This window comes from Streptomyces sp. NPDC089919, assembly GCF_040684615.1.
Taxonomy (GTDB): domain Bacteria; phylum Actinomycetota; class Actinomycetes; order Streptomycetales; family Streptomycetaceae; genus Streptomyces.
The window spans coordinates 1-21,822 of record NZ_JBFBGK010000122.1; the positions used below are offsets into that span (position 1 = coordinate 1).

General features: G+C 74.4%; 25 protein-coding genes and 2 pseudogenes. 14 read left to right on the forward strand and 13 right to left on the reverse strand.

The window, feature by feature from the left end; translation table 11 throughout:
- Window positions 1-74 precede the first annotated feature (74 nt).
- Entirely contained in the window at window positions 75-593 is a 519-nt protein-coding gene (locus AB0O40_RS32815; RefSeq protein ID WP_365049154.1) for a hypothetical protein, read from the reverse strand.
- Between the two features lie 121 nt (window positions 594-714).
- Entirely contained in the window at window positions 715-2,265 is a 1,551-nt protein-coding gene (locus AB0O40_RS32820; RefSeq protein WP_365049155.1) for an SDR family oxidoreductase, read from the reverse strand.
- A gap of 441 nt (window positions 2,266-2,706) precedes the next feature.
- On the opposite strand from AB0O40_RS32820, the gene gyrB reads away from it, so the two are divergent.
- Both gyrB and katG read left to right on the forward strand, forming a co-directional pair.
- Window positions 2,707-4,692, forward strand: a complete 1,986-nt coding sequence (gene gyrB, locus AB0O40_RS32825; RefSeq protein ID WP_365049156.1) for a DNA topoisomerase (ATP-hydrolyzing) subunit B — start codon at window positions 2,707-2,709, stop codon at window positions 4,690-4,692.
- 205 nt (window positions 4,693-4,897) lie between these two features.
- On the forward strand, window positions 4,898-7,084 hold the full coding sequence (gene katG / locus AB0O40_RS32830) for a catalase/peroxidase HPI (protein WP_365049157.1): 2,187 nt from the start codon (window positions 4,898-4,900) through the stop codon (window positions 7,082-7,084).
- A 27-nt stretch (window positions 7,085-7,111) separates the two neighbouring features.
- On the opposite strand, the gene AB0O40_RS32835 is transcribed toward katG, so the two are convergent.
- Window positions 7,112-7,531 carry a nuclear transport factor 2 family protein gene (locus AB0O40_RS32835; protein WP_365049158.1) on the reverse strand — a complete coding sequence of 140 codons (420 nt, stop codon included), beginning with the start codon at window positions 7,529-7,531 and terminating at the stop codon, window positions 7,112-7,114.
- A gap of 147 nt (window positions 7,532-7,678) precedes the next feature.
- Here AB0O40_RS32835 and AB0O40_RS32840 point away from each other — a divergent pair, with 147 nt between their 5' ends.
- Window positions 7,679-8,185 (forward strand): DUF1203 domain-containing protein, encoded by a 507-nt coding sequence (locus tag AB0O40_RS32840; protein WP_365049159.1) that lies wholly within the window; start codon window positions 7,679-7,681, stop codon window positions 8,183-8,185.
- Window positions 8,186-8,250: 65 nt separating this feature from the next.
- Here AB0O40_RS32840 and AB0O40_RS32845 read toward each other — a convergent pair whose 3' ends face one another.
- Complete coding sequence (locus tag AB0O40_RS32845) at window positions 8,251-9,351, reverse strand: hypothetical protein (RefSeq protein WP_365049160.1); 1,101 nt, start codon at window positions 9,349-9,351, stop codon at window positions 8,251-8,253.
- A gap of 254 nt (window positions 9,352-9,605) precedes the next feature.
- On the opposite strand from AB0O40_RS32845, the gene AB0O40_RS32850 reads away from it, so the two are divergent.
- Window positions 9,606-10,088 carry a hypothetical protein gene (locus AB0O40_RS32850; RefSeq protein WP_365049161.1) on the forward strand — a complete coding sequence of 161 codons (483 nt, stop codon included), beginning with the start codon at window positions 9,606-9,608 and terminating at the stop codon, window positions 10,086-10,088.
- Between the two features lie 18 nt (window positions 10,089-10,106).
- On the opposite strand, the gene AB0O40_RS32855 is transcribed toward AB0O40_RS32850, so the two are convergent.
- Window positions 10,107-10,916 (reverse strand): class I SAM-dependent methyltransferase, encoded by an 810-nt coding sequence (locus AB0O40_RS32855; RefSeq protein ID WP_365049162.1) that lies wholly within the window; start codon window positions 10,914-10,916, stop codon window positions 10,107-10,109.
- A 349-nt stretch (window positions 10,917-11,265) separates the two neighbouring features.
- Here AB0O40_RS32855 and AB0O40_RS32860 point away from each other — a divergent pair, with 349 nt between their 5' ends.
- Both AB0O40_RS32860 and AB0O40_RS32865 read left to right on the forward strand, forming a co-directional pair.
- A complete protein-coding gene (locus AB0O40_RS32860) occupies window positions 11,266-11,427 on the forward strand; it encodes a hypothetical protein (RefSeq protein ID WP_365049163.1) in 162 nt (53 codons plus the stop codon).
- Between the two features lie 32 nt (window positions 11,428-11,459).
- A complete protein-coding gene (locus AB0O40_RS32865) occupies window positions 11,460-11,981 on the forward strand; it encodes a hypothetical protein (RefSeq protein ID WP_365049164.1) in 522 nt (173 codons plus the stop codon).
- A 58-nt stretch (window positions 11,982-12,039) separates the two neighbouring features.
- On the opposite strand, the gene AB0O40_RS32870 is transcribed toward AB0O40_RS32865, so the two are convergent.
- Window positions 12,040-12,447 carry a hypothetical protein gene (locus AB0O40_RS32870; RefSeq protein WP_365049165.1) on the reverse strand — a complete coding sequence of 136 codons (408 nt, stop codon included), beginning with the start codon at window positions 12,445-12,447 and terminating at the stop codon, window positions 12,040-12,042.
- A 34-nt stretch (window positions 12,448-12,481) separates the two neighbouring features.
- A complete protein-coding gene (locus tag AB0O40_RS32875) occupies window positions 12,482-12,832 on the reverse strand; it encodes a DUF1330 domain-containing protein (protein ID WP_365049166.1) in 351 nt (116 codons plus the stop codon).
- A 200-nt stretch (window positions 12,833-13,032) separates the two neighbouring features.
- Here AB0O40_RS32875 and AB0O40_RS32880 point away from each other — a divergent pair, with 200 nt between their 5' ends.
- Complete coding sequence (locus tag AB0O40_RS32880; RefSeq protein ID WP_365049167.1) at window positions 13,033-13,497, forward strand: VOC family protein; 465 nt, start codon at window positions 13,033-13,035, stop codon at window positions 13,495-13,497.
- 103 nt (window positions 13,498-13,600) lie between these two features.
- Here AB0O40_RS32880 and AB0O40_RS32885 read toward each other — a convergent pair whose 3' ends face one another.
- The 3 genes from AB0O40_RS32885 to AB0O40_RS32895 all read right to left on the reverse strand — a co-directional run bounded on the left by AB0O40_RS32885 (window position 13,601) and on the right by AB0O40_RS32895 (window position 15,220).
- A complete protein-coding gene (locus tag AB0O40_RS32885) occupies window positions 13,601-14,113 on the reverse strand; it encodes a hypothetical protein (protein WP_365049168.1) in 513 nt (170 codons plus the stop codon).
- A gap of 98 nt (window positions 14,114-14,211) precedes the next feature.
- A complete protein-coding gene (locus AB0O40_RS32890) occupies window positions 14,212-14,592 on the reverse strand; it encodes a nuclear transport factor 2 family protein (protein ID WP_365049169.1) in 381 nt (126 codons plus the stop codon).
- Window positions 14,585-15,220 carry a TetR/AcrR family transcriptional regulator gene (locus AB0O40_RS32895; protein WP_365049170.1) on the reverse strand — a complete coding sequence of 212 codons (636 nt, stop codon included), beginning with the start codon at window positions 15,218-15,220 and terminating at the stop codon, window positions 14,585-14,587. Before AB0O40_RS32895 ends, AB0O40_RS32890 begins: the two co-directional genes overlap by 8 nt.
- 81 nt (window positions 15,221-15,301) lie before the next feature.
- Here AB0O40_RS32895 and AB0O40_RS32900 point away from each other — a divergent pair, with 81 nt between their 5' ends.
- Window positions 15,302-16,897 (forward strand): FAD-binding oxidoreductase, encoded by a 1,596-nt coding sequence (locus AB0O40_RS32900; protein WP_365049171.1) that lies wholly within the window; start codon window positions 15,302-15,304, stop codon window positions 16,895-16,897.
- 56 nt (window positions 16,898-16,953) lie between these two features.
- Here the strand turns inward: AB0O40_RS32900 and AB0O40_RS32905 are convergent, their stop codons facing one another.
- Window positions 16,954-17,829, reverse strand: a complete 876-nt coding sequence (locus AB0O40_RS32905; protein WP_365049172.1) for an AraC family transcriptional regulator — start codon at window positions 17,827-17,829, stop codon at window positions 16,954-16,956.
- A 285-nt stretch (window positions 17,830-18,114) separates the two neighbouring features.
- Between AB0O40_RS32905 and AB0O40_RS32910 the strand changes: the two are divergent.
- Window positions 18,115-18,255 (forward strand): annotated as a pseudogene (locus AB0O40_RS32910) (HAD family hydrolase); the annotation flags it as partial.
- Window positions 18,256-18,331: 76 nt separating this feature from the next.
- Here AB0O40_RS32910 and AB0O40_RS32915 read toward each other — a convergent pair.
- Window positions 18,332-18,829, reverse strand: a complete 498-nt coding sequence (locus AB0O40_RS32915) for a hypothetical protein (RefSeq protein WP_365049173.1) — start codon at window positions 18,827-18,829, stop codon at window positions 18,332-18,334.
- Between the two features lie 439 nt (window positions 18,830-19,268).
- Here AB0O40_RS32915 and AB0O40_RS32920 point away from each other — a divergent pair, with 439 nt between their 5' ends.
- On the forward strand, window positions 19,269-19,625 hold the full coding sequence (locus tag AB0O40_RS32920) for a DUF3040 domain-containing protein (protein WP_365049174.1): 357 nt from the start codon (window positions 19,269-19,271) through the stop codon (window positions 19,623-19,625).
- A gap of 135 nt (window positions 19,626-19,760) precedes the next feature.
- Here the strand turns inward: AB0O40_RS32920 and AB0O40_RS32925 are convergent, their stop codons facing one another.
- Window positions 19,761-20,129, reverse strand: a complete 369-nt coding sequence (locus tag AB0O40_RS32925) for a hypothetical protein (protein ID WP_365049175.1) — start codon at window positions 20,127-20,129, stop codon at window positions 19,761-19,763.
- Window positions 20,130-20,203: 74 nt separating this feature from the next.
- Between AB0O40_RS32925 and AB0O40_RS32930 the strand changes: the two genes are divergently transcribed.
- From AB0O40_RS32930 to AB0O40_RS32945, 4 genes and pseudogenes are all read left to right on the forward strand, one after another.
- On the forward strand, window positions 20,204-20,368 hold the full coding sequence (locus AB0O40_RS32930) for a hypothetical protein (protein ID WP_365049176.1): 165 nt from the start codon (window positions 20,204-20,206) through the stop codon (window positions 20,366-20,368).
- Window positions 20,365-20,613, forward strand: coding sequence for a hypothetical protein (locus tag AB0O40_RS32935; RefSeq protein WP_365049177.1), 249 nt, complete (start codon window positions 20,365-20,367; stop codon window positions 20,611-20,613). The genes AB0O40_RS32930 and AB0O40_RS32935 overlap by 4 nt, the downstream gene beginning before the upstream one ends.
- Window positions 20,610-20,744 (forward strand): annotated as a pseudogene (locus AB0O40_RS32940) (metallophosphoesterase); the annotation flags it as partial. The gene AB0O40_RS32935 and the pseudogene AB0O40_RS32940, both read left to right, overlap by 4 nt.
- An 83-nt stretch (window positions 20,745-20,827) precedes the next feature.
- Entirely contained in the window at window positions 20,828-21,775 is a 948-nt protein-coding gene (locus tag AB0O40_RS32945; protein WP_365049178.1) for a SigB/SigF/SigG family RNA polymerase sigma factor, read from the forward strand.
- The last annotated feature ends 47 nt before the right edge of the window (window positions 21,776-21,822 follow it).

The following is a 21,822-nucleotide window of genomic DNA, read 5'->3' on the forward strand; positions in this document are numbered from 1 at the left end:
GGGGTGCTTCGCGGGAACGGTGAAGTGGGCTCGTGCCTGCCCCGGCGCAAGGCTGCGGGCTGTGGGTGTCTGAGTCATGGGCTGGCTCTGCGGCCGGGACGGTCGGCCGGGACGAGGGCGAGGAAGCCGGTGCCGGTACGGTCCAGCGCGGCGCCGAGGAAGGCCCGCGAGGGGCAGCCCAGGCCCGGCGCGACCAGCCGAACCGTCCGCACGCCGTCCCGTACGGCCGTCAGGTGCGCGGGCAGCTGCGCGGCGGCGGGCCCCCGGAAGCCGAAGGGGCCGAGCGCCAGCAGGTCGCGGACCAGGTCCAGCAGCGGCCGCCGCGGGAACTCCCGGGGCAGCAGGCTCCAGTCGAAGAGGGCGGCCACCCGCTCCGGCACGGTCGTGACGCCGCCGCTGCGGACGGCCGGACCGCCCGTCAGCCCCTCGACCCGCTCGACCGCGTCCCGGTCCGGGCGGGAGGTGAGGGCGTACCCGGCGCCGAAGCCGTGCGCCACCGCGCGGCCCTGCGCCAGCGCGTCGGCCGCGGCCCACACGTCCTCGAGGTCGTCCAGGACCGGGAACGCGGTCGTCGTCGTCTGCTGTCCGCTCATGGGCGGCCTCCCCGTCGTGATCACTTAAGACAGCAAACGACGGGGGCGTGCAAGGGTCACTCGGCGGTACGGATCCGTACCGCCGGACGGACGGGTCCCACCGCGTGCGCCCCCCGGCGGCTCACCGCACCGGCTCGGCGGGGGCCCCGGCGGCCCGGTCGGCGGCGTGCACGATGTTGCGGGCCATGCCGCCGAAGACCACGGCGTGGAAGGGGGCGACGCTCCACCAGTACATGTGGCCCAGCAGGCCGTGCGGGTGGAACAGGGCGCGCTGACGGTAACGGACCGTGCCCGGCGGGCCGTCCTTCGCCGGTTCGACCTGCATCTCCAGCCAGGCCAGGCCCGGCAGCCGCATCTCGGCGCGCAGCCGCAGCAGGCGCCCGCGGTCGATCTCCTCCACCCGCCAGAAGTCCAGCGAGTCGCCCGCCCGCAGTCGGTGCGCGTCGCGCCGGCCGCGGCGCAGCCCGACGCCGCCGGCCAGCCGGTCCAGCCAGCCGCGGACCGCCCAGGCCAGCGGGAAGGAGTACCAGCCGTTCTCGCCGCCGATGCCCTCGATGACGTCCCACAGGGCGTCCGCCGGCACCTCGGCGTCGAGTTCGCGGACGTCGCTGTAGAGGCTGCCGCCGGCCCAGTCCGGGTCGGTGGGCAGCGGGTCGCTGGGGGCGCCGGAGACGGCCGCGGAGGACCAGCGGGTGGTGACCCGGGCGTCCCGGATGCGCTCCAGGGCCAGGGCCAGCGCCCGGTCGAAGCCGATCGGGCCGCCGGGCGGGGCGGGGACGTACCGCTCGATGTCCCGCTCGCGGCAGACCACCTCGTACCGCAGGGACTCGGTCAGGGGTCGGGCGATCGCCGCCGGGACGGGGGTGACCAGGCCGACCCAGTGGCTGGAGAGCCCCGGGGTGAGGACAGGCACGGGCAGGATCAGCCGGCGGGGCAGCTCCGCGACGGCGGCGTAGCGCCGCATCATCTCGTAGTACGTCAGCACCTCGGGCCCGCCGATGTCGAAGGCCCGATGCACCTCGGTCGGCAGCCGGGCGCAGCCGACCAGGATCCGCAGCACGTCGCGGACGGCGATGGGCTGGATGCGGGTGCGGACCCAGCGGGGGGTGACCATCACCGGCAGCCGCTCGGTCAGGTAGCGCAGCATCTCGAAGCTGGCCGAGCCCGAGCCGATGATCACCGCGGCGCGCAGCACGGCGGTGGGCGCACCGCCGGCCAGCAGGATGCGGCCGACCTCGGCGCGCGAGCGCAGGTGCGGGGAGAGTTCCGCCTCCGGGACGCCGGCGGGGGTGAGGCCGCCGAGGTAGACGACCCGGCCGGTGCCGGCCCGGCGGGCGCCCTCGGCGAAGACCCGGGCGGCCTCGCGGTCGGTCGCCTCGAAGCCGGTGCCCGCGGACAGGGCGTGCACCAGGTAGTAGGCGACGTCCACGCCCTCCAGGGCCCGGGCCACCGACTCGGCGTCGGTGACGTCGCCGCGGACGATCTCCACGCGGCCGGACCAGGGGTGGTCGCGCAGCTTCTCGGGGGTCCGGGCCAGGCAGCGGACCCGGTGCCCGGCGTCGAGGAGTTCGGGGACCAGCCGGCCGCCGATGTAGCCGCTGGCGCCGGTCACCAGGCAGGTCAGCGGAGGGTCGGCGGCCCGTTCGGGCGCTCGCCGCTCGCCTTTGCCCATGCCCCTCACCACCTGTCGCTGCGCCGGCCGGTCGGTCCAGCCTCCCGCCGCCGGGGCCGGGCGGCAACCGCATCGGGGCCGCCGGCCGGCGACGGAGAGTCACCCGGGAATCAGTTCCCGTAGCCCCGCGCAGCACACCACCAGGAAGGCGCGTAACGGCCCACCTGAAGCCCTAATGGGCGCTCCGCTCAGGGGGGATCACCTTCCGGGGAGATCGGCCCCCAGAAGGCCATCCAGTGACCTTCTACCCCTATGGCCGCAACTCATCTTCGATATCCTGGACGAGGTCCTGGCGCCCTACGGCTCCCTGGCCCGCGGGCCTTCCCGGGCCTGTTCCGGCCTGCCCGCACGCCCTCCGCGCACACCCCGCCCACCTCCGCGATCCCCGCTTCCGCACGCCGGTGCCGGAGCGCGGTCCGCCATGCCCGAAAGCGAGCCCTTGTGACCCTCCCCGCGTACGACGCCCACGCGATCACCGTCCTCGACGGCCTGGCCGCGGTCCGCAAGCGGCCCGGCATGTACATCGGCTCCACCGGCGAGCGCGGCCTGCACCATCTGGTGCAGGAGCTCGTGGACAACTCCGTCGACGAGGCCCTGGCCGGGGTGGCCGACCGGATCGACGTGACGGTCCTCGCGGACGGCGGGGTGCGGGTGACCGACAACGGCCGGGGCATCCCGGTCGGCATGCACCCGGCCGAGCAGCGGCCGGCGCTCGAGGTGGTGCTGACCGTGCTGCACGCGGGCGGCAAGTTCGGCGGCGGCGGGTACGCGGTCTCCGGCGGCCTGCACGGCGTGGGCCTGTCCGTGGTCAACGCACTGTCCACCCGGCTCTCCGCGGAGATCCGTACGGACGGGCACCGCTGGACCCAGGAGTACGCGAACGGCGCGCCGACGGCGCCGCTCACCCGGCACGAGGCCACCGCGGAGACGGGCACCTCCCTCACCTTCTGGGCGGACGGCTCGGTCTTCGAGACCACCGCGTACTCCTTCGAGACGCTGTCGCGGCGCTTCCAGGAGATGGCCTTCCTCAACAAGGGCCTGACGCTCACCCTCACCGACGAACGGCCGGCCGCCCGGCAGACCGCCGGCGCCGGCGACGCTGCATCGGACAGCGCAGGCGAGCCGCCCGCGCGGACGGTCTCCTACCGCTACGACGGCGGCATCACCGACTTCGTGGCCCACCTCGGCGCCCGCAAGGGCGAGCCGGTGCACCCCTCGGTGATCTCCTTCACCGCCGAGGAGCCCGAGCGGCTGCTCTCGGTGGAGGTGGCGCTCCAGTGGAACAGCCAGTTCACGGACAGCGTCTACTCCTACGCCAACACGATCCACACGCACGAGGGCGGCACCCACGAGGAGGGCTTCCGGACGGCGCTCACCGCCCTGGTGAACCGTTACGCCCGGGAGCGCCGGCTGCTCCGCGAGAAGGACGGCAACCTGACCGGCGAGGACGTCCGCGAGGGCCTGACCGCGATCATCTCGGTCAAGCTGGGCGAGCCGCAGTTCGAGGGCCAGACCAAGACCAAGCTGGGCAACGGCGAGGCCCGCGGCTTCGTCCACCGGGTCGTGCACGAGCAGCTGACCGACTGGTTCGCCCGGCACCCGGCCGAGGCGACCGAGATCGTCCGCAAGGCGACGCGGGCGGCGACCGCCCGGGCGGCGGCCCGCCGGGCCCGGGACCTGACCCGCCGCAAGGGGCTGCTGGAGTCGACGGCGCTGCCCGGCAAGCTGTCGGACTGCCAGTCGGACGACCCGGCCGCGAGCGAGATCTTCATCGTCGAGGGCGACTCGGCCGGCGGCAGTGCCAAGTCCGGCCGGGACCCGCGCCACCAGGCGATCCTGCCGATCCGCGGCAAGATCCTCAACGTGGAGAAGGCCCGCATCGACAAGATCCTCCACAACCAGGAGATCCAGGCCCTGATCTCCGCCTTCGGCACCGGCGTGCACGAGGACTTCGACCTCGGCAGGCTCCGCTATCACAAGATCATCCTGATGGCGGACGCCGACGTCGACGGCCAGCACATCAACACCCTGCTGCTGACCTTCCTCTTCCGCTTCATGCGCCCGCTGATCGAGCACGGGCACGTCTACCTGTCCCGGCCGCCCCTCTACAAGGTCAAGTGGGGCCGGGACGAGGTCGAGTACGCCTACTCCGACCGCGAGCGCGACGTCCTGCTGGCGCGGGGCCGCGAGGCCGGCCGCCGGGTCCGCGACGACTCGGTCCAGCGCTTCAAGGGGCTCGGCGAGATGAACGCCGAGGAGCTGCGGGTCACCACCATGGACCGGGACCACCGCGTCCTGGGGCGGGTCACGCTCGACGACGCGGCCGTCGCCGACGCCCTGTTCGCCGTCCTGATGGGCGAGGACGTGGACGCCCGGCGCTCCTTCATCCAGCGCAACGCCAAGGACGTCCGCTTCCTCGACATCTGATTCCGGTTCCTCGCCGTCCGCATCCGCCGTCCGATTCCGGCATCCGGCATCCGGCATCCGGCATCCGGCATCCGGCTGAAAAGACGACTTTGGGCTTCGACGGTTTCCCGACGGAAGGCGCGCGCGTGTTCTCGCGCCTGCGACCCGCGCGGTGCGCAACCATCGGACGCCGTAACGGAAATCCCATAGAGGAAGAAGGTCCGACGTGTCCGGCAGCGAGAGCGAGAACCCGGCCATCCCCTCCCCGGCACCCGCGCCGACCGGTCCGCGGACCAACCGGGACTGGTGGCCGAACCAGCTGGACCTGCAAGTCCTGCACCAGCACTCCGAATTGTCCAACCCGATGGGCGGGGACTTCGACTACCCGGCCGAGTTCGCCAAGCTCGACGTCGAGGCGCTGAAGCGGGACGTCTTCGAGGTGATGACCTCCTCGCAGGACTGGTGGCCCGCCGACTACGGCCACTACGGCCCGCTCTTCATCCGGATGAGCTGGCACGCCGCGGGCACCTACCGCATCGCCGACGGCCGGGGCGGCGGCGGGGCCGGCGCGCAGCGCTTCGCCCCGCTGAACAGCTGGCCGGACAACGCCAGCCTCGACAAGGCACGGCGGCTGCTGTGGCCGGTGAAGCAGAAGTACGGCCGCCAGATCTCCTGGGCCGACCTGCTGGTCTTCGCGGGCAACTGCGCACTGGAGTCGATGGGGCTCAAGACCTTCGGATTCGGCTTCGGGCGCCCCGACATCTGGGAGCCGGAGGAGATCTTCTGGGGACCGGAGGACACCTGGCTCGGCGACGAGCGCTACAGCGGCGACCGGGACCTGTCCAACCCGCTCGGCGCCGTGCAGATGGGCCTGATCTACGTCAACCCCGAGGGCCCCAACGGCAACCCGGACCCGGTGGCCGCCGCCCGCGACATCCGCGAGACCTTCGCCCGGATGGCGATGGACGACGAGGAGACCGCCGCGCTCATCATCGGCGGCCACACCTTCGGCAAGTGCCACGGCGCGGTCGACCCCGAGTACGTGGGGCCGGAGCCGGAGGGCTGCCCGCTCCAGGCGCAGGGGCTGGGCTGGCCGAACTCCTTCGGGACCGGGGTCGGCGGGGACGCGATCACCAGCGGCCTGGAGGGCGCCTGGACCAAGCAGCCGACCACCTGGGACAACGGCTACCTCGACAACCTCTTCGGCTACGACTGGGAGCTGACCACCAGCCCGGCCGGCGCCAAGCAGTGGACCCCCAAGGACGCCTCCGCCCAGGGCACCGTGCCCGACGCCCACGACCCGGCCAAGCGGCACGCGCCGATGATGCTCACCACGGACCTCTCCCTGCGGATGGACCCGGTCTACGAGCCGATCGCCCGGCGCTTCCACCAGAACCCGGACCAGCTCGCGGACGCCTTCGCGCGGGCCTGGTACAAGCTGCTGCACCGTGACATGGGGCCGGTCACCCGCTACCTCGGCCCCTGGGTGGCCGAGCCGCAGCTGTGGCAGGACCCGGTGCCGGCGCCCCAGGGCGCGCCGCTCTCCGCCGCCGACATCGCCGCCCTGAAGGAGTCGGTGCTCGCCTCCGGGCTGACCGTCCCGCAGCTGGTCGGCACCGCCTGGGCCGCGGCGGCCAGCTTCCGCGGCACGGACAAGCGCGGCGGGGCCAACGGCGCCCGGCTGCGCCTGGCCCCGCAGAAGGACTGGGAGGTCAACGCCGGCTCCGGCCAGGCGGAGGTGCTGTCGGCCCTGGAGCGGATCCGCTCGGAGTTCAACGCGGGCCCCGGCGCGGCCGAGGTCTCGCTGGCCGACCTGATCGTGCTGGGCGGCTGCGCGGCCGTGGAGAAGGCGGCCCGGGACGCCGGGCACCAGATCACCGTGCCCTTCGCGCCGGGCCGCACGGACGCCTCGCAGGAGCAGACCGACGTCGAGTCGTTCGCGGTGCTGGAACCGCAGGCGGACGGCTTCCGCAACTACCTGCGGGCCGGCGAGAAGCTGGCGCCCGAGACGCTGCTGCTGGACCGGGCGTTCATGCTCACGCTGACCGCTCCCGAGATGACCGCCTTGGTCGGCGGCATGCGGGCGCTGGACGCGAACGTCCGCGGCGGACGGCACGGCGTACTGACGGAGCGGCCGGGGGTGCTGACCAACGACTTCTTCGTCAACCTGCTCGACATGGGCACGCAGTGGGCGCCCTCGGCCGCCACGGAGAACGAGTTCGAGGGCCGGGACCGGTCCTCGGGCGCGGTCCGGTGGACCGCCACCGCGGTGGACCTCGTCTTCGGCTCCCACTCGCAGCTCCGGGCCATCTCGGAGGTGTACGCGAGCCGGGACGGCGGCGCGAAGCTGGTCACCGACTTCGTCGCCGCGTGGGACAAGGTCATGAACCTCGACCGGTTCGACCTGTCCTGAGCCCGTCGGCCGGCACCGGGGCGGGGGTCACCCCTCCGCCCCGGGCGCGGTCACGGTGTCGCCGTGCCGGTGCGCCACCCGCCACCGCCCGCCCTCCCGGCGGTACACCTGCGTCGCCCGGAGGCTGAACGTGCGCGGCACGCCGTCGACGGACGTGGAGATGTGCTCCAGGCCCACCGTGTAGGCCGTGTCCCCGCTGTCCGAGACGTCGTACGCCTGCAGCTCGAAGGCGTACGACGTGCAGTGCGAGAAGCTGCGCTCCAGGTGGGTGAAGAGCGCCGCCACCTCCTCCAGGCCGAAGGCGTTGCGCCAGGCGCCCAGCACGCTCACGGGCTCCTCCTGCGACCACAGGGCCCGGCGCGGTCCGGCGTCACCGTCGTGCAGGGCCCGCTCGGCCGTGTACAGCGCGCTCTCGACCCAGGCCAGGAAGTCCTCCCGCTCGGTCATGCCTTCATCATGCGCCGCCCCGGGCCGGACCGCCCGGCCGACCGTCCCGTCCCTTCCCGACCGCCGAGGTCCCGCCCCGATCGCACGGGGGAACGCGAGGTCCGATTCCTGCCAGCGCGGCCCGGGGCGAGCGCACAGCATGGGCGCATGACCAAGTACACCGTGCGCCCCATCGACGCGGCCGCCCTCGAAGCCCTGCGGGTCACCGACGACGCCGGCCGGCCCTGCGTCCCGTACACCGCGACCTCCGACGACGCGGGCTCCCCGCTGCGCTGCTGCCTGCGCCCGATCACCCCCGGCGAGCGGATCGCCCTGGTCGCGTACGCACCGCTGCGGCGCTGGGCCGCCGCGACGGGCGCGCTGCCGGGCGCGTACGACGAACAGGGCCCGGTCTTCATCCACGCGGAGCGTTGCGCCGGCTACACGCCCGCCGCCGGGTACCCCTTCGACCGCCCGGGCGCCCTGCGCACCGTACGCCGCTACGACGCGCGGGGCCGGATCGCCGGCGGCCGCCTGCTGGAGGTCCCCGCCGACGGCCCGGCCGCCTTCGACGCGGCCTTCGACGAGGCCTTCGCCGACCCGGCCGTGGTCCTGCTGCACGTCCGCGCCCTCGAGTACGGCTGCTTCCAGTTCGAGGTACCGCGCCCGGCCTGACCGGACCCGGCGGGCCGAGGGCGGGGGCGGCGCGCCGGATGGCGCGCCGTCCCCGGCGACGGGGCTCAGTGGCCGGTGGTGGACCAGTGCTTGGGGTCCTTGGAGGCCTGGAGGAAGTGGATGACGCCGTAGGTGGCGCCGACGGCGATGAGTTTGGTGTTCAGGCCGCTGCGGGGGGTGGTGGCGATGGTGACGTGGCGGCCGGCGTGGTCGGTGATCGTGATGCTGCGGGCCGACCAGGTGGTGGCCATGTCGATGGCGCGGCCCTGGGTGTGCAGGCTGTTGAGGGCCGGTGCGACCTTCAGGTCCGGGTCGATGCCGAAGGCGGTGACCAGGGCCTGGGCCGCCTTCACCGAGGCGGCGGAGTCGTACTTGCCGTCCTTGTCGGTGTGCTGCCAGCACACGTCCACCGGGTCCTGACCCTTGGCGGGCTGGAAGGCCGGCACCTTGTTCGCGGCGGTCTGCTTCTTGGCCACCAGCCAGGCGTAGTGCATCAGGTAGGCCCGCTGCGCCGGGCGGAGGGTGGCGACGGGGTCCACGCTGATCCCGGCGGCCCGCATGGCCCGGACGAAGTCGGTGACGTCGTCCTCGAAGTCGCCCTTGAGGTCCTGGAGGCGGCGGCTGGTCGGGAAGCGGGCCGCCCAGGCCGCCCCGGTCAGGGACTTGGCCGAGCAGGTCCGGGCGAAGCTCAGGGTGCCCGAACCGCCGCTGCAGGTGCCGGACTTGACGGTGACCGCCCAGGTGAGGGCGTACGTCTTGGGTGCCAGGAAGGGCTTCGGCTTGGTGTAGGTGTGCGTCACCGGCAGGAGCGTGGCGCCGTCGGTACCGCCGCCGAAGTCCTTGTCGGTCGTGGCCGCGTCGCCCCAGGTGGCCTTCAGGTTGAAGGTGCACGCGGTGGTGTCGCCCCTGCTGACGATCTTGTACGAGACGGTCGGCTCGGGGCTCGCGCAGTTCGGGTACGACTTCTTGAAGCAGGACGTGTCGGCCGCGGTGAGGTGCAGCTCGGGCACGACCATCGCGGCGGTCCCGGCCCCGCTCCCGCTCGCGGCCTGCGGCCGCACCTCGGCCGACGCCGTCCCGGCGGCCACGGTCACGACCCCCACGGCCAGCACGGCGGCCCACCGCCGCCACGGCTGTCCTTGTCGCGTGTCTCTCCGTACGGTCACAGCACTCTCCCCCCTGTCCGCGGGCACGCCCACGCGCACCCGCGCCCCGGTGTTCCTCAGACCCCCTGCCCGGCACGTCCCCGGCCCAATAGGGGGCAGCGGAAGCCTACTTGCCACTTCGCCACCGCCGGACCCGTTCCGGAAAGCCGGCCACCGCTCCTGGGGCGGACACCCCGGACCCGCCGAAATCCCGGTGCCGTCGGCCGGCCGGGCCGGGCATCATGAGGCTCCGCGAACCGTCGAGGAGGAACTGGGTGGGGTACGACGTACATGCGGTGATCGCCGGGGACGCGCTCCTGCGCACCGCGGCGCGGGAGGTGCCCGGTGCCCGACTGGCCCCCCTCCGGCAGGGGTTGTCCCTGATGCCGATGACGGACGAGCTCCACGCGGCCCTCACGGACGGCGGCACGGAGGACGACCTGGGGTTCTGGCGGCTGCCCGGAGGCTTCGCGGCGACGCTCGCGCGGTGGTCGGCGACCGGGCCCGTCGCCTATGTCGAGGCCGAGTACTTCGGCGGGCTCGGCGAGCAGCGGGCGGCCGTCTGGGAGGCCGGGAGGCTGGTGCTCGGCCCGCTGGAGGAGCCGGAACAGCGGACCTACGTCCTGGCCGTCAGCCCGGTCTCGCTGGCGCTGCGCCGGCTCGGCGCGCAGCGGGCGTCGGGCGGGGACGAGTTCGATGCCGTCGGCATGGGACGGCACCGGCGCACCGACGACTGGACGGCGCCCGCCGGGTCCTGACGGGCCGGGCGGTGCGCTTCAGCGCGCCCGGGCCAGGAGCACGTCGGTGCAGAGGGTCATGGTGAGGGCGTCGCCGTACCGGCGCAGGGTGCGGGCCGTGGCGGCCAGCACCTCGGACCGCAGGGCCGGGGGCAGGACGCGGTAGCCCGAGAGGGTGGACAGGTAGGTCAGGTAGCGGTCGGTGTCGTAGTGGACCTCCTGGCGGTACCGGACAGGGCGCAGATCGGTGAAGCGGCCGTCGCGCCGGCATTCGGCCTCCGGCCAGCCCGGCCAGTCCCCCGGTACGTCAGCGAACTCCCAGGCGCGTCGGGCGTGCGGGGCGCCGGTGATCCCGAGGCGGCGGTCGGACTCCGCCAGGGCGGCGTGCACCTGCGGGTCCCGGACGCCCTGGGGGTTCCAGACCAGGGCCAGCGCCCCGCCCGGGGCGAGGGCGGCGTGGGCCAGGTCCCAGCGCCGGGCCGGGTCGACCCAGTGCCATGAGGTGGCGGCCAGCAGCAGCCCGAAGCGGCGGCCGCCGGGCCGCCAGTCCTCGAAGCCGCCGGTGCGCACCGCCACGCCCGGGTGGCCCGCGGTGTTGCGGCGCAGGACCGCCGCCATCCGCTCGTCCGGTTCGAGGCAGACCATCCGGACGCCCCGAGCGGCGAAGGCGAGGGTGGCCTTGCCGGTCCCCGCACCGACCTCCACCACCGGCCGTCCGCCCGGCGCCGCGTACGCCAGCACGTCCGTGACCAGCTGGTCCGCGTATCCGGGACGGGCCGCATCGTAGGCCTCGGCGACCTCCCCGAAGACCTGACTGCGCGCCATGTCCACCTGGTCGTCCGCGGTCATACCGGTCCGCCTCCTGTCGCCGTGCGGGGCACGGGCCGGCCGGCCCGCCACCCGGCCTACCCGGGAGGCGCCCGGTCCATTCCGGCCGACGCCCCCGGAGGGCGACCGGGCTTGGTCCCGTCCTCGAACCGCCGCATCCGCTCCCGGAAGGATCCGCTGCGGCCAACGCTGCCCCCGCTGCCCCCGCTGCCCCCGCTGCCCGCCCTGGGAAGCCGTCGGTGGCCGGCTCGGTTGCGGCGGGTGATTCCGCGGTCGGTGAACAAGATCAACCCTGTCGGGGTCTGCTGCGTCACAGCAGGTGGCCGGGAATGACCACCGGCCGTCACATCGAGTGCATGGGGGAATCGCAGTGGAGGAAGTCGTGTTCGCGGTCGGCAGGGTCGTCCTGTGGGGGGCGTACGCCCTGGGCGACGGGCTGGTGGCGATCGGCCCCGGGGGGCCGGCCCGGGCGAAGGCCCGCCGCCGCCGTCGCCGGGAGCGGAGCATCCGGCCGGGGGGCGGCCGGGCGTGAGGCGCCGGCCGGGGGCGCGGTGGGCCGGTGGAATGCTCGCCGCCGCCCCGGTCGCGACGGTGGCCGGGACGGCTCTCGCCCTGTCCGGCTGCTCCGGCTGGGGCTGTACCGACACGACGGCGGAGCGCGGGACGGCGGGTGCCAGGGTGCAGGTGGTGAACCCGGACGGGCGGCCCCTGGGCGTCACCGCCGCGGTCGTCGACTGGCGGCTCCAACCGCACCCGCAGGTACCCGCCGAGGGCGACCGGGTCCACTTCCGTTTCCGCTTCGAGAACGCCGACAGGTACTCCCCTCCCGCGGTGGACGCCTGCGCGGTCGACCGGGCGCGGGTGGTGTTGGGGTGTGAGACGGTCAGCTCGTCCCAGGCGAACGGGCCGGCCGAGGACCCGCACACGGGCGACGCGTGGATCGCCGTCGAGCGCCCCCGGCAGGTCGCCGAGGTGTTGTTCGTCCCCAATGACCAGTCCTACGACCGGCGCACCTGCGACGTGGACGTCAAGGACGGCGGTGGGATGCATCCTCCGGAGCACCCCGACACGGGCGACCGGCTGTAGGAGCGGGGAGGCCGGGCGCCGTCAGCCGTCCCGGCCCCCTGCCCCCGCCCCCCGCCGGTCAGAACGGCTCGGGCAGCGGCCCCAGCTTCTCGGCCACCCGCTCGCGCAGGAGCAGGTACTCCGCCCAGCGGCGCGGCAGCGGGCCCGGGGGCCGCCGGACGACCTCGGCCGCCGATATGACCTCGCCGCGCCGGAACTGCTCGCGGGTCAGGTCCAGTTCCACGCCGCCGGGCAGGCGGTTCCAGTAGTGGTAGCCCTCCGCCCGGCCGTCGCAGTGCACCTCGCCGCACACCAGGTCGCCGCCGAACAGGTCGTGGACGAGCAGCGCGGTGACGTCGCAGTGGCCCCAGGACGGGTTGTCCGGCTCCCAGGCGATGCCCGTGACGGTGCTGGGGTGGCTGGTGTCGGCGGCCCAACTGGTGCGCAGGGCCTCGTCGATCGCCCGCAGGCTCCAAGGATCGTTCATCCCGCCACCCTCGCACCCACCACTGACAGCCGGGTCAGCCGGCGGCGCCCGCCTGGGCTTCCAGGGTGCGGATCTTGGCGGCCGCGTCGTAGTCCTCGTCGACGCCCTCGACGATCAGGATGTCTCCCTTGATGTGGTCGGCGCGCAGCGGGATCAGCTCCTGGTAGACGGGCGAGTGGTACCAGGCGCGGGCGTCCGCTCCGCTCGGGAACGCGATCATCACCATGTCGCCCTGCCAGCTGCCCTCCAGGACTTCTATCGCTCCGCCGTGGATGACGAAGCGGCCGCCGTAGGGTTCGAGGGTGGCCTGGATGCGCTTGATGTACTCGATGACCTCCGCGTTCAGGTGCGGGTCGTGCAGGTGGGCGAAGGCGTAGGCGGGCATGGCGGGTCCTCCTCGGTCGTCACCCGGTCCCTGCGGGGCCGGGCGGCTGGTGGTGATCAAAACGTATCGGCGGGGGCCGGGCCGCCGCGATTACCTCAGGGGTAAAGGGCCTGTTCCCGCCGCCCGGCGTGCTGCCGCCGGGGGCGCCCGCCGGGCGCGGCGCGGCGGCGTTGTCGGTGCCGGGGGCTATACGTGGTGCCATGACTGCCACTCCCGTGCACTGGAAGCTCGTCATCGACGCCCATGACCCGCACGCCCAGGCCGACTTCTGGTCGGCGGCCCTGCACTACCAGGTCGAGGACCACAGCACGCTCATCGACAAGCTGCTGGGCCTGGGCGTGATCCATCCCGACGTGCTGGTCGAGCACCGGGACCGGTACGCCTGGCGGGACGCGGCGGCGGTCCGGCATCCCGACGACCCGTACGACCCGGAGAGCGGGACGGGCCTGGGGCGCCGGGTGCTGTTCAACCGCGTGCCGCGGTCGGATCGGAAGGCGGCCAAGAACCGCCTCCACATCGACCTGCACGGCCCGGCCGGGCAGCGGGACCAGGAGGTGGCGCGGCTGACCGGCCTCGGCGGGCAGGTCCTCACCGAGGTGCAGGAGGCCGGCGGGCAGTGGACGGTGATGACGGACCCGGAGGGCAACGAGTTCTGCGTGCACTGACCCCCGGCCCGGCGGCGGACCGGCGTCGGGGGTCGGAGCGTCGGACGGTCGGCGGGTCAGGCGGTCGGAGCGTCAGGCCGCGGCGGGGCAGGCCGCCGGCGGGTCAGGCCGACGGAGTGGTGCGGGGCTTGGCGCGGGTGGGGAGGGCGGTGCCGCAGCCGCTGCAGAAGCGGGCGTCGGCCTCTATGGCGTGCCGGTGGCACTGGCCGCAGACCAGGTGCAGGGAGCAGGTCGGGGTGCCGGCCGGCACCGGCGTGCGGCGGCCGATGCGCAGGCCGGCGCGGCGGCGGTGGGCGGTGAGCAGGATCAGCCCGGTGGGCCCGGCGGCGATGGCGCGGGCGGTGCCGCGCGGCAGCACCGCCACCGCGCCGGGGACCAGTTCGCGCTCGGCGTCGGCGGTGGTGAGCCGACCGGTGCCGGCGACCACGATCAGGAGGACGTCGACCTCTGGTTCGGTGTGGTCGGCGACGGTACCGCCGGCGGGGAACCGGATGACGTTGGCGTCCATCTGGCGGTGCCGGCGGCGCAGCCGCCACAGGGCGCCGTGCTGATCCGGTGCGGCCTGCCGCACCAGGTCGGTGAGGGTGACACCTTCCGTCTCCGTCTTGCCCAGCACTGCCGTCCGCCCCGCCTTCCGTCGCCCTGCCCGCCCGCCATGATCCCCCATCGCGGCGTCCCGGCGCCGGGACAAGCGGGAAGAGCCAGGTCGGCCGGTCAGAACATGGTGTTGTCGTTCGCCGATGCGGCCGGGATGACCTGGAGCACGTCCCAGTGCTCGACGATCCGGCCCTCCGCATCGAAGCGGAAGATGTCGATCCCGGCGTACTCCTCCTCGGGCCAGGTCTGGTGGCAGTGCAGGACGACGAGGTCGTCCTCGGCGACGGCCCGCTTGAACTCCACCCGCTTGCCGGGGTACTCGGCGGCCATCCGCACGAAGTAGTCGACGAACGCCTGCTTGCCGTCGCCGACGTGCGGGTTGTGCTGGATGTAGGTGGCGCCCGCGTACCGCTCGATGGCCTCGGCGGGCTTGCACTCGTTGAACATCAGCTCGTAGAAGGCCATGGCGGTGGCCTTGTTCCGCTCCGGATCACTCATGGTGGTCACCGTACGGGGTGAGGGCTCCGGCGACCGCGAAGAGGCGGGCGCAGCGCCGGGTCATGTCTTCCGGCGACTGGTCGGGGTGCTTGACCCACCAGCGGACCAGGGTGGCGACCAGGCCCTGCCACGCGTACGCGAGCACGTCGGCGTCGAGCGGGTCGTCGGAGCCGGCGGCGCCCAGCAGTTCGGCGGTGCCCTCGGCTGCGATGGCGTCGATGGCGGACCAGTACTGCGCGGCCCGGCGGGTGGCCTCGCCGTCCGGTGGCAGCGAGGTGTCGTAGACCACGAACCACGACTCGCGCTGGCCTTCGAGGGCGGTGAAGAGGGCGTGCAGGACGCGCAGCGGGGTGCGGCCGGTGGCGCCCTGGTCGCCGACGGCGGTGCGGATGGCCGCCAGCAGCCGGTCCCCGACGGGGGTCAGGCAGGCGAGGTAGAGGTCTTCCTTGGTGCCGAAGTACTGGTGCAGCAGCGTCTTGGTGACGCCGACGCGGGCGGCGATGGACCCGAGCGAGGCGCCCCAGTAGCCGTGCGTGCCGAACTCCTGGGTGGCGGCGGCCAGGATCTGCTCCTGGCGCTGCTGACGGGGGACGCCTTTGGTGCCGGCCTTGGACCGCGGGGTTGCCATGGACGGATATTATCAGTAAGTAATTTACCCCCCGGTAAATTACCTGCCGGGTACGTCCCCCGCGACCTCTGGAGCAGATCCATGACCGGTACCGTGCCGCAGCCCTCGCCCCGCATCCGCTCCTGGTGGGGCTGGGGTTGGGCGGACCAGCACCCCGACGACGCGGAGTGCCGGGCGATGGGCGCGATGCTGCCGGGCACCCTGGCCCGGCCGCTGCCCGTGCCCCGCGTGGCGGACCTGCGGATCGGGGCCCCCGCCGTCCAGCCGCCGCCGAGCCTGGCGCACGTGATCAGCGCCGATCCGGCCGAGCGCGCCGCCCGCGCCATGGGCAAGGCGTACCGCGACATCGCCCGGGCCCTGCGCGGACGGCCCGGGCGGATCCCGGACCTGGTCGCCCGGCCCGCCACCGAGCAGGAGGTGTCCGACCTACTGGACTGGGCCGGCGGGCAGGGCGTGGCGGTGGTCCCCTACGGCGGCGGCTCCTCGGTGACCGGAGGCGTGGAGTACCGCGGCGACGCCCACCGGGCGGTCCTGTGCCTGGACCTGGGCGCCATGGGGCGCGTCCTGGAGGTGGACGCCACCGGGCGGGCGGCGCGGATCCAGGCCGGGACCCTCGGGCCGAGCCTGGAGCAGCAGCTGCGCCCGCACGGCCTGACGCTGCGGCACTTCCCGCAGAGCTTCGAGTTCTCCTCCCTCGGCGGCTGGCTCGCCACCCGGGCCGGGGGCCACTACGCCACCGGCCGCACCCACATCGACGAGTTCGTCCAGTCCCTGCGGGTGGTGACCCCGGCCGGCGTCAGCGCCTCCTGGCGGCTGCCCGCCTCCGGTGCGGGCCCCTCCCCCGACCGGCTCTTCCTGGGCTCCGAGGGCGCCCTCGGCGTGATCACCGAGGCGTGGGTACGGCTCCAGGACCGGCCGGTCCACAAGGCCTCCGCCTCGGTGGCCTTCGGCGCGTTCGCCGACGCGCTCGACGCCGTCCGGCTGATCGCCCAGTCCGACCTGATGCCGGCCAACTGCCGCCTGCTGGACTCCGGCGAGGCGGCGCTGGCCGGAGCGGCGCAGGACGGCAGCGCCGTTCTGGTGCTGGGCTTCGAGTCGGCCGACGCACCGGTGACGGACCTGCTGGCCCGGGCCGTGGAGGTGGCCCGTTCCTGCGGGGGCCGGCCCGCCGACGCGTCCGGGGCGGCCGGCGGCGACGCCGCGGTGGGCGCCTGGCGCGCGGCGTTCCTGCGGATGCCGTACCTGCGCGACGGGCTGGCCCGGATGGGCGCGGTGGCGGAGACCTTCGAGACCGCCGCCACCTGGGACCGGATCCCGGGGCTGATCGAGGCGGTGCGCACCGAGGTCGGCACGGCCGCGCTCAAGGCGACCGGGCACCCCGCGACGGTCAACTGCCGGCTGACCCACGTCTACCCCGACGGCGCGGCGCCCTACTTCACCGTGCTGGCGGCCGGCCGGCCCGGCGAGGAGGCGGCGGTCTGGGACGAGCTGAAGGCGGTGGCGGGCGAGGTGCTGCACCGGTACGGGGCCACCGTCACGCACCACCACGCGGTGGGGCGCGACCACCGGCCCGGCTACGACCTGCAGCGGCCCGAGCCGTTCGCACTGGCCCTGCGGGCGGCGAAGACGGCGCTGGACCCCCGGGGGATCCTCAACCCGGGCGTGCTGGTGGACTGAACGGGCCGCGGGCGGCCACCGGAGCGGACCGGCGGCCGCCCGCGACCCCGCCGGGGTCAGGCCGTGGGACTGCGGGTCACCGGGATCCACAACTGGGCCCAGGACTGCGCCGGGTCCTCCGCGACGGGACGGGTGGCCAGGATCTCCGGCCCCGGCCGGTACTCGTACGGGTTGGACGGCATCCACTGGGCGGCGACGTCCCCCCACATCTGCTGCAGCGCCTCGGGGAAGGGCCCGGTGTTCTCGAAGACGGCCCAGGTGCCGGCCGGGCACTCCAGCACGTCGAGGTCCGCGGCCGGATCCCCGGCCCCGGTCACCACCGCGTGGTAGTAGTCGAGCGCGCTCCCCTCCTCGAAACCGTCCGACAGGCGCACCGTCGCCGACACCACGCCCGCCGGGTCCTGGTCGGAGAGGGCCGCGATCCGCCCCATCGTCTCCGCCGGGATGCTCCGGATCAGCTCGGCGATGTGCGGGTTGGCCCCCTGGTAGATCAGCGGGACGCGGGCCTTCTTCCCGACGACCCGGAATGCTTCCTTCTCCACGATGCGGTACCGCATGGTGCTGTTCCCTTCGACGGTGAGGCGGAAGGAGAGCCGGGGCTGGGCGTTGAGGACCGCGCCGGTGCGCCGGGCCTCGCCCGGGCCGATCCCGTGCACGGCACGGAACGCCCGGGCGAAGGCCTCCCCGGAGGAGTAGCCGTAGCGGACCGCGATCTCCAGCAGGGTCGGCTCCCCCGCCAGCACCCCGGCCGCCGCGACGGTCAGCCGGCGCCGGCGCACGTACTCCGACAGCGGCATCCCCGCGAGCGAGGAGAACAGCCGCCGGAAGTGGTACTCCGACGTGGCCGTGATCCGGGCCAGCTCGGCCACCTCGATCTGCCGGTCCAGGTGCTGCTCGATGTGCTCCATGGCCTGGTTCAGTCGGTCCAGCAACCCCGGCCCCCTTCCTTTCGGCCACCACGTTAGGAAGGGACCAGCCTGCCGCACCCGACATCCCGTGCCCGTTCCGGTCGGGTGCGGCGGGTGCGAGACCGGCCGGATGCGCGGGGCAGGCGCGGGGCGTCAGGACTTTCGAGGGGCAGGAGCCCGCCATGTCCACCGACGCCATCGTGATGCTCAGGGACGACCACAGGCAGATCAGGACGCTGATCCGTGACCACCGGACCCGAGGGGGGCGCCGGAGCGGGCGAGGACGGCGCCGCCCGCCGGCCCCGGGCCGTGCTCTTCGACCTGGACGGGACCCTGGTCGACACCAACTACCTGCACGCGCTCACCTGGTGGCGGGCCCCGCACCAGCACGGCCACGACGTCCCGATGGCCCGCATCCACCGGCCCGTCGGCATGGGAGGAGCCGAGCTGCTCGGCCGATGCCGGTGTCGCCGATGTGCCAGCCCGAGGTGATCGCCCGGGCCGTCCTGCACGCGGCCGGGAGGGGTCAGCCGGTGGTGTCTCCGGGAGGTCCCGAGGGGAGGTGGAGGGCGGTGGCCGTGAGGGGGGCGCCGGGGGGTGGGGGTGGCAGGAGGGAGGCGAAGACGTGCACGGTGACGGTCGGGCCGGCGTCGTCGAGGGCCCGCATCCGGTGGTAGAAGGTCTCGTCGAAGCAGAAGCCGCTGGCCGCGGGTACCCGCGTGGTCCGGGGCGCGCTGCCGAACCGGGCGCATTCGTGGGCGAGGGCGCCGCGGGCGACCCAGACCGCGCCCCGGACCCGTTCGTGGTCCAGGTAGCAGGTGCCGGGCGGCACCCGGTCCCAGTCGACGGCCCAGATGCCGAGCGGACCGGCCCGGAAGAGCCGCACCCAGCTGCCCTCGTCCGCCGGTGCGGTGAGCCGGGACCGCCAGCGGGGGTAGTCGTGGCCCACCTCGCGGGCCATCAGCAGCAGCTCCTCCGGCGCGGGCAGCGGGCCGGCGGAGTGCATGGCCGGTCGTCGCTCCATGGGGAGCGGCTTCCCGCGATCCGCCTCGTTCAACCGGTGGTCCCGGTTCCGGGCCGGGGCCCGCGGGCCGGGCCGGCGCCCTCGGCCGCGGGCCGGTCGGACGCGTCCCCGTGCAGCGGCGGGGTGTCCAGCCCGGCGCCCTCCCGCAGGCCGCACAGGAAGCGCAGACCCGGCAGGTCGGGTACGAGCGGCAGCAGGCCCGGGCGGACCAGCCGGGCGGCTCCGCGCGCCGGCTCCGGCTCCGGCTCCGGCTCCGGCTCCGGCTCCGAAATCTTCCCTTCTGCGACATGGCGCGCGTTTGCCGGGCGACCCCGTCGGGCAGATGCCGCGTACGGCCCCCGCGGCGTCAGAGCCGGGGGCCGGCCACGTGGCCGAGCGGGCCCGTCCGTCCCACCGGCCGGGCCCGTCGGCGTCCGGCGGCTCGGGAGGAGGTGCTCCCATGGAGGAATCCGACTTCTCGCAGCGGGAACGGATGATCCTCGCGGAGATCGAGGAGGATCTGCGCTGCGGTGACGCGCTGCTGGACCGCCGGATGAGCAGGATGCGACGCGGGGTGCGGCCCTGGGCGGCGCCCTGGCAGGCGGTGCGCCACCACCGGCTCGGCACCACGGCCCTCCTGCTGGCCGGCGCCTCGCTCGCGCTGTTCGTGCTCGCGGTCTCGGTGCCGCGCCCCGCGCTGATCTGGGCCTTCGCCCTCGCCTGGGCCCTGACCCTGACCTGCGTCCTGCGGCTCGTGATCGGCTGGTGCCGGCGCTGGTCCGGCGTACTCGCCCGGCGCGAACGCCCCGGGACCTGACCGGCTCACCCGGTCACGGCCCACCTGGTCGGAGCTGGGCACGACGGCACGCCTGCGCACCGCCCCGCGGCGCCGACCCGACGCGCCCGGGTGCGCGAGGTGGGCCGCGGGGCCGCTGTCAGCGGGAGCCGGCCGTCACCGGCCCCGGATCCGCAGGTGGACGTCCTTCTCCTGGTCTCCGGCGGCCGTGCCGCTGGACTCGACCTCGAAGACCGACCCCAGCTCGCCGACCAGGCGGTCCACCGCCTGGTAGCCGCCCTGTGCCTCCACGCTGACCGGGTGCGCCAGCGCCACCGGCGGCGCGCCGGCCGTCCGCTCCCGGGGGTGTCCCACGTCGAAGACGGAGGACCACACGGTGGCGGCGCCGGTACGCGCGGCCGCCGCCGCGGCCTGGGCCGGCGGGGCGCCCTCCGCCGGGAACCGCTCACCCAGGGCCGAGAGCACGGCCCGCGCGTCGTCCGCCGCGCAGTCGCTGACCACGACCGTGACATCGGTGCTGCTCACGATGGCCTCCGTTCGCCGTCCCCCCTTCCCCTCCCCCACCTTCCCACCGCCCGGCGCGGCATGCCCGCCCGGGCATGTTCGCCGGTCCGCAGGGCAGACGCGCCCAGCACGAGCGCCGGCGGCACCGGGACACCCCCATGCCGGACGCCTTCCCGTACCTGCCGGAACGCCTGGACGCCATCGCCCGCGAGAGCCACGGGGCCTCCCCGGAGCGGCAACGAGCTGAGGAGAACCGATGAGAGAACTCGTCGAATACCGCATCGAGCGCCTGCTGCAGCGCCTGACCGGGGACGCCATCGCCGAACTGGGCGTCCGGGTCGACCTGCGCGGCGACACCGTGCTGCTGTCCGGCACCGTGTCCACCGTCCAGTGCCTCGAGCTGGTCCGGAGCATCGCCGAGACCGAACTGGCCGGCATCCCGCTGATCACCGACCTGGTGGTGGGCCACTGCGGGCCGCTCGACCACTCCGAGGTGTTGCCGTGATCCGCGTCGCCGCGGTCGGTGACATCCACCTGTGCCCGGACGGCCAAGGTCTGCTGCGGCCGGCCTTCGAGACGCTGCCCCGGCCGGCGGACGTCCTGCTGCTCGCCGGGGACCTCACCCGGCACGGCACGGCCACCTAGACCGCCCCTCCCCCAGGTGTCACCCCCCGGTTCCGGGGTAGGCGCGGGGTCCTGCTCTCCACCGGAGGAAGCCCATGACCACCACCAGGACCACGGGCACGACCAGGACCACCACGAAGACCGCGCCGCGGTCCCCGGCCCGGACCAAGCCTCCCGGCACGGAAGCCGTCCGGGCCCCCGACCGCCCCGACCCGCCGGTCCGGCCGGCCGGGGCGCCGCCCGCGATCGCCGGGCTGCCCCCGGTGCCCGACCCGCGCACCGTCTCCTGCGCGGACGCCCGCGAGCTGTCGGCGCGGCTGTTCGTCCTGCTCAGGGCGGCGGAGGAGGGCACGGCGGAGTACTCGTACCTGCGCAACCTGCTGGTGGAGCTCAACGTCAGCCTGGTCAAGCACGCCGCCCAGCGTTTCCGCGGGGTGCGCGAGCCGATGGACGACATCGTCCAGGTCGGCGTCATCGGCCTGATCAAGGCGATCAACCGTTTCGACCCCGACCGCGAGGTGCAGTTCGCCTCCTTCGCCCTGCCGACGATCATCGGCGAGATGAAGCGCTTCTTCCGGGACACCGGCTGGTCGGTACGGGTCCCCCGGCGGCTCCAGGAACTCCGGCTCGACCTCGCCCGCACCTCCGACGACCTGACCCAGCTGCTGGACCGCGAACCCACCACGGCCGACCTGGCCACCGCCCTGGACATCAGCGAGGCTGAGGTGGCCGAGGGCCGGCGCGCCGCCAACGGCTTCACCGCCCGCTCGCTGGACATCGTCTTCGACGACAACGAGGTCGGGAACCGGCTGACCCGCTCGCTGGGCCGCTCCGACCCCTCCTTCGAGCAGATCGAGCTGCTGTCCGCCCTCAAGCCGCTGATCGCCGGGCTCGGCGAACGCGACCGGCTGATCCTGTCGCTGCGGTACATGGACGAGCTGACCCAGGCGGAGATCGGCGAGCGCATCGGGGTCTCCCAGATGCAGGTGTCGCGCCTGCTGACCCGGATCCTCACGACCCTCCGGACCGGGCTGGAGGCATAGCCCCGCCGGACCGCTACGCCCCGGGAGCCGGCCGCGGACCTCTGTCC